The sequence below is a fragment of the Sulfitobacter sp. UBA1132 genome (assembly GCF_002311545.1).
In the GTDB taxonomy this organism is placed as follows: Bacteria; Pseudomonadota; Alphaproteobacteria; order Rhodobacterales; family Rhodobacteraceae; genus Sulfitobacter; species Sulfitobacter pontiacus.
The window spans coordinates 471,687-476,387 of the sequence record NZ_DCAN01000019.1 but is presented as its reverse complement, the minus strand read 5'-3'; the positions used below and the strand labels follow the sequence as shown (position 1 = coordinate 476,387).

General features: G+C 64.1%; 4 protein-coding genes and 1 pseudogene. 1 reads left to right on the top strand and 4 read right to left on the bottom strand.

Features of this window, described 5'->3' with window-relative positions:
• Together B4F27_RS16035 and B4F27_RS16030 are read right to left on the bottom strand one after the other, a co-directional pair.
• A pseudogene (locus tag B4F27_RS16035) lies at positions 1-214 on the bottom strand (DNA-3-methyladenine glycosylase 2 family protein); the annotation flags it as partial.
• Positions 211-969: a precorrin-6A/cobalt-precorrin-6A reductase gene (locus B4F27_RS16030; protein ID WP_286760128.1), complete on the bottom strand. Its 759-nt coding sequence runs from the start codon at positions 967-969 to the stop codon at positions 211-213. The pseudogene B4F27_RS16035 and the gene B4F27_RS16030, both read right to left, overlap by 4 nt.
• Positions 970-1,044: 75 nt before the next feature.
• Between B4F27_RS16030 and B4F27_RS16025 the strand changes: the two genes are divergently transcribed.
• Complete coding sequence (locus tag B4F27_RS16025) at positions 1,045-2,268, top strand: MFS transporter (RefSeq protein ID WP_009824766.1); 1,224 nt, start codon at positions 1,045-1,047, stop codon at positions 2,266-2,268.
• Between the two features lie 2 nt (positions 2,269-2,270).
• Here the strand turns inward: B4F27_RS16025 and B4F27_RS16020 are convergent, their stop codons facing one another.
• Together B4F27_RS16020 and cimA are read right to left on the bottom strand one after the other, a co-directional pair.
• Positions 2,271-3,038, bottom strand: a complete 768-nt coding sequence (locus B4F27_RS16020; RefSeq protein WP_286760127.1) for a squalene/phytoene synthase family protein — start codon at positions 3,036-3,038, stop codon at positions 2,271-2,273.
• Positions 3,039-3,043: 5 nt separating this feature from the next.
• Complete coding sequence (gene cimA / locus B4F27_RS16015) at positions 3,044-4,660, bottom strand: citramalate synthase (protein WP_286760134.1); 1,617 nt, start codon at positions 4,658-4,660, stop codon at positions 3,044-3,046.
• Positions 4,661-4,701: the final 41 nt, after the last annotated feature.

The window sequence follows — 4,701 nt, the reverse complement described above, 5'->3', positions numbered from 1 at the left end:
CCTCCGCACGGGCGGCGATCGCATTGGCCGACGCGACAGAGACTTGCTGGCTGATGATCGCCCCGATCAGCGCGTCAAACCCGTCCGCACGCAATCGCAGAGGCAAAGGGCCAGTCGCGGCCAAGGCGGTAGCAAACTGCGGCACATGGGCAGCGAGCCAATCCGCCCCTTCGGCGACATCCGCGTCGCCAGTGATAATCCGTCCGATGCTCATCCGGTTGTGCCCCCCGTTGTCAGCGTCTCGATCCAGTGGATCGCCGCATCCGGCGCGGCGCGAACCTGCGCGCCGACGGGGGCCGCCGGACGGTCAATGGCAATCACCCGCAGACCCATCGCGCGCGCTGCGTCCAGTTTGGGGCGGCTTGGCACGCCACCGACGTTGCGCAGAACCAGCGTATCGATCTGCAAGGCGCGAAACAACGCCTCCTCCGCCGCCCGAGTGAAGGGCGGCTGGCCATAGACGGCTTCGGCAAAGGGGGGCAGCTTGGTTCGGGCCTGCGCGTTGGTCTGCCGCAGATAAAGCCGCGCGCCTGCGAAAGGGGCGTAATCCGCCACCGTTCCGCGCCCCGTCGCGGCAAAGACCCGTGCTTGGGGTCGGATCATCCGTGCCGCCGCCGCGACCGACGCGGCCCGTTCAACCGGTGCCGCGATGTCCCACATGGGCCGCAGGACACGCAGATAAGGCAGCCCCAACCGCGCGGTGGCGTCAAAAGCGATCTGCGAAATATCCGCGTCAAACCCGTGTCCTGCGTCCAGCACCGCGGTAAACTCATGGGCGCGCAGGTAAGCTGCCATCTCATCCAGGTTGCGCGGCGACCAGATCTCTGACGGTACGGCCAGCGGGCCAAAGCTCCGCTCCGCCCGCCTTAACACCGCCCTTGCAGAGACGTCAGAGGTCGCCATCGCAGCGGCGATCTCATGCGCTTCGGCGCTGCCAGCAATCAGCAGAATATGGGGGCCCCGGTTCATGGCGCGACCATCGTTGACCCCGCCGCGGGACGCAAGGCCCTTGCAGCCCCCCAAAGCCCGGTCTACGCATTCACCATGACAGTGATTGATGACACCCGCGCCAAGCGCAACGTCGCCGTGCTGGTGACCGCGCAGGCCTTTCTTGGCAGCCAGATGCCGATGTATTTTGTGGTCGGCGGATTGGCGGGGCAACAGCTGTCGCCGAACGTCTGCCTCGCGACGCTGCCGATCTCTATGATCGTGTTCGGGTCGATGACCACGGCCCCGTGGCTGTCGACGGTGATGCAACGCTTTGGCCGTCGCGCGGGCTTTGTGGCGGGCGCATTTGGCGGGATGACGGGGGCCGCGCTTTGCGCCTATGCCCTGACGATTCAGAGTTTCATGACCTTCCTGCTGGGCAGCTATCTGATCGGCATCTACATGTGCTCGCAAGGGTTTTTCCGCTTTGCAGCGACGGACACCGCATCTGACGCGTTCCGGCCCAAGGCGATTTCCTATGTCATGGCGGGCGGGCTGATCTCGGCCATCATCGGGCCGCAGCTGGTGGGGTTTCTGACCGGAGCAAACGGCGATGCGACGATGATGCGGTTTTTCCCGGTCTACCTCGCCGCGATCGCGCTGAACGCTGTGGGCATGGTGCTTTTCGCCTTCCTCAACATCCCCAAGCCGCCCGTGCCGGCCGTAGATGCCCCCAAGGGCCGCACCCGGATGGAGCTTTTGAAGACCCCGCGCATCGCCGTCGCTGTGATCTGCGGCATGGTATCCTATGCGCTGATGAACCTTGTCATGACCTCGACGCCGCTGGCGGTTGTGGGCTGCGGCTATGACATCGTGGATGCGTCCCATGTGGTCACAGGCCATGTTCTGGCGATGTATGCGCCATCTTTTTTCACCGGCCACCTGATCGCAAAATTCGGGGTCGAAAAGATCCTCGGCCTTGGCATCGCGATCCTTGCGGGGGCCGGTGTGGTCGCGCTGCAGGGGGTGGAGCTGAACAACTTCTACATCGCGCTGATCCTGCTGGGGATCGGCTGGAACTTCGGCTTTATCGGCGCGACATCCATGCTGGCCGGTGCCCATGAACCGCACGAGCGTGGCCGCATGCAAGGTCTGAACGATCTGCTGGTGTTTGGCGGGGTGACCTTTGCGTCCCTGTCAAGCGGCGGGCTGATGAACTGCTCGGGCGGCAACCCCGTCGAAGGCTGGGCCGCCGTCAATATCGCGATGATCCCGTTTCTGGTGCTGGCAGGCGGGTCGCTGATCTGGCTGATGCTGCGGCAACGTAGCGCGCGGGTCTAGCGCTACCAACGCCCCGACAAAGCCCGCCACGACAGGGCGAAATCATTCATCGGCGGCAGTTCTCCGGCGCTGACACGCCCGGGGGCGACGATGGCCGCGCTCAGCACCTTGTCTGCCGCGCCGACGCTATACATCGCCGGTCGCGCCGCTTTCGAGATCTTGCCACGGTTGGCCCGCGCCTGTCGCAACCGCGCCCGCGCCTTTTGGGCCAGCGCCACAACGCCAGCGTCGGTGCCATCCAACAAGGGGACGCGCCCCTGCTCTACCAGCTGCGGGATCGCGTGCAGCCAAGCCGCCACCCCCGCCCCATAAGCCGCATCGCGCACCGTGGTCTCCTCCGCCGGTCCCAAAGACCGCGCGGCCACCCACATCAGATGGCCCGCGGTCTGGTCGATATAGGCGTCGAAATGGGCGGCATCTTCAAAGGCGTCGCGGTAGATATCCCACCGCCGCGCGGCGGCCAGCGTATCCAGCAACACCGCGTCTTCGGGCGAGATAGCCAGTGCAAGGGGTGTCGCAACCTCGTGCCGCCGCACAACCCCACGGTTCGCGATCTCGTCACAGACATCGCGCCACCACTGCAAACGCATCTCGGCGATCATGGTTTCCTGCGTCACCCAGGGCGCGCGCGCCACCTCGATATTAAAGGCATACAGCGGGAACAACACACGGCGTGCGGCCACGGGGGCCGCCATGCTGGCGCGAAAGCGCAGCGGATCGGCACGCTCGATAATGGCCGCGCAGGCGCTTAGGTCGGCATCAAATTCCATGGATCCTATCCCTTGCGGTCGCGGATCAGCTTCCAGCGGATCGCGTCCAACAGTGCTTCGAAAGACGCATCGACGATGTTGGCCGACACACCCACGGTGGACCAGCGCCGCCCCTGCCCGTCTTCGCTGTCGATGATCACCCGCGTCACCGCCTCTGTGCCACCTTGCGTGATCCGCACCTTGAAATCCACCAGATGCATATCCTCCAGCAGCGCCGAGTACTGCCCCAGATCCTTGACCAGCGCCTTGCTGAGCGCGTTCACCGGCCCGCGGTCGCAGCCTTCGGCATCCATGCTCTCGCTCACCGACAGACGTTTCTCGCCATCCACCTTCACGACGACAACCGCTTCTGACAGGCTGACCATCTGGTCGTATTTGTTTTTGCGCCGCTCGACGGTCACACGATAGCGTTTTACCTCGAAGAGAGCCGGCATCTGCCCCAGAGCTTTCCGCGCCAGCAGCTCAAAGCTGGCCTGAGCGGTGTCATAGCTATAACCTTCGGCCTCGCGCGCCTTCACCTCGTCAAGGATCTGCCCCAAGGCCGGATCCCCCTTGGCGATGGTCAAGCCCGCACTTTCCAGACGCCGGCGCAGGTTTGACTGGCCCGCCTGGTTCGACATGGGGATGATGCGCGTGTTGCCGACCAGCGCGGGGTCGATATGTTCATAAGTGGACGGGTCTTTCAGGATCGCGCTGGCATGCAGCCCCGCCTTATGCGCAAAGGCCGACGACCCGACAAAGGCCGCCTGTTTGGTCGGCACCCGGTTCAAGATCTCGTCCAGTGCACGGCTGATCTGGGTAAGGTTCGCCAGACCGTCTAGCGGGATTCCCGTGTCGAAACGGCTGGCATAGGGCTCTTTCAGCAGCAAAATCGGGATCAGCGTGGTCAGGTTGGCATTACCGCAGCGTTCGCCCAAGCCGTTCAACGTGCCCTGTATCTGCCGCGCGCCCGCGTCAATGGCGGCCAGCGAACAGGCGACCGCGTTTTCGGTGTCGTTATGGGTATGGATGCCCAGATGATCGCCGGGGATGCCTGCGGCGATGACCTCGGCTGTGATGCGCCCGACCTCGGCGGGCATGGTGCCGCCATTGGTATCACAAAGCACGATCCACCGCGCGCCCGCCTGATAGGCCGCCTTGATCGCGGTCAGCGCATAATCGGGGTTGGCGCGGTAGCCATCAAAGAAATGCTCAGCATCGAACAGCGCCTCGCGGCCCTGCGCCACCAGATGCGCGATGGATTTCGCGATGTTATCCGTGTTCTCGTCCAGCGTAATCCCAAGCGCCGCCGAGACGTGAAAATCATGGGTTTTACCCACCAAGCAGACCGTCCGCGTGCCCGCATTCATCACCGCCGCCAGCACATCATCGTTCTGCGCCGACATGCCGTTGCGCTTGGTCATACCAAAGGCCGTCATCTTCGCCCGCGTGGTCGGTGCCGCGTCGAAAAAGGCACTGTCCGTCGGGTTCGCGCCGGGCCAGCCGCCCTCGATGTAGTCCACCCCCAGCGTATCGAGCGCGGTCGCAATCGTGATCTTTTCCGCGGTCGAGAATTGCACCCCTTGGGTTTGCTGCCCGTCGCGCAATGTGGTGTCATAGAGATAAAGGCGTTCGCGGGTCATCGCAGCGATCCCTCCTTCATTTTGCCAGATAAACTCCGGGG

Bases quoted from the DNA above. Each gene is read 5' to 3' on its own strand.
- B4F27_RS16025 (WP_009824766.1), top strand. From the start codon at position 1,045: ATGACAGTGATTGATGACACCCGCGCCAAGCGCAACGTCGCCGTGCTG.
- cimA (WP_286760134.1), bottom strand. From the start codon at position 4,660: ATGACCCGCGAACGCCTTTATCTCTATGACACCACATTGCGCGACGGG.
- B4F27_RS16020 (WP_286760127.1), bottom strand. From the start codon at position 3,038: ATGGAATTTGATGCCGACCTAAGCGCCTGCGCGGCCATTATCGAGCGT.
- B4F27_RS16030 (WP_286760128.1), bottom strand. From the start codon at position 969: ATGAACCGGGGCCCCCATATTCTGCTGATTGCTGGCAGCGCCGAAGCG.